1 protein-coding gene is annotated in these 798 nt (G+C 69.0%); it reads left to right on the forward strand.

Features of this window, described 5'->3' with window-relative positions; genetic code table 11:
- The coding region (locus K9U40_RS23110; protein ID WP_282892417.1) for a DNA polymerase at nt 1-798 on the forward strand (798 nt) is incomplete at both ends.

A 798-nucleotide genomic window follows, 5' to 3' on the forward strand; every position in this document is an offset into this window, starting at 1 on the left:
GCGCAACGGCGTGCTGATCGACACGGCCACGCTGCAGCAGCAGAGCCACGACCTGGGCCAGCGCATCCTCAAGCTGGAGCAGGAGGCCTACGACATCGCCGGGCAGCCGTTCAACCTCGGCAGCCCCAAGCAGCTCGGCGAGATCTTCTTCGACAAGCTCGGCCTGCCGGTCGTGAAGAAGACCGCCACCGGCGCGCGCAGCACCGACGAAGAGGTGCTGGAGAAGCTCGCCGAGGACTACCCGCTGCCCGCGAAGATCCTGGAGCACCGCAGCCTCTCCAAGCTCAAGGGCACCTACACCGACAAGCTCGGCCAGCTGGCCGACCCGCGCACGGGCCGCGTGCACACGCACTACGCGCAGGCCGTGGCGGTGACGGGGCGCCTGTCGAGCAACGAGCCCAACCTGCAGAACATCCCCATCCGCACGGCCGAGGGCCGGCGCGTGCGCGAGGCCTTCGTGGCCCCGCCGGGCCGCGTGATCGCGAGCGCCGACTACAGCCAGATCGAGCTGCGCATCATGGCCCACCTGAGCGGCGACGACGCGCTGCTGCGGGCCTTCACCGAAGGGCTGGACGTGCACCGCGCCACCGCGGCCGAGGTGTTCGGCGTCTCGGTGGACCAGGTGAGCAGCGAGCAGCGCCGCTATGCCAAGGTGATCAACTTCGGGCTGATCTACGGCATGAGCAGCTTCGGCCTGGCGCGCAACCTGGGCATCGACAACAAGGCCGCGGCCGCCTACATCGACCGCTACTTCCAGCGCTACCCCGGCGTGAAGCAGTACATGGACGAGACCAAGGC

The organism is Xanthobacter autotrophicus, assembly GCF_030015065.1.
Lineage (GTDB): Bacteria > Pseudomonadota > Alphaproteobacteria > Rhizobiales > Xanthobacteraceae > Xanthobacter > Xanthobacter autotrophicus_D.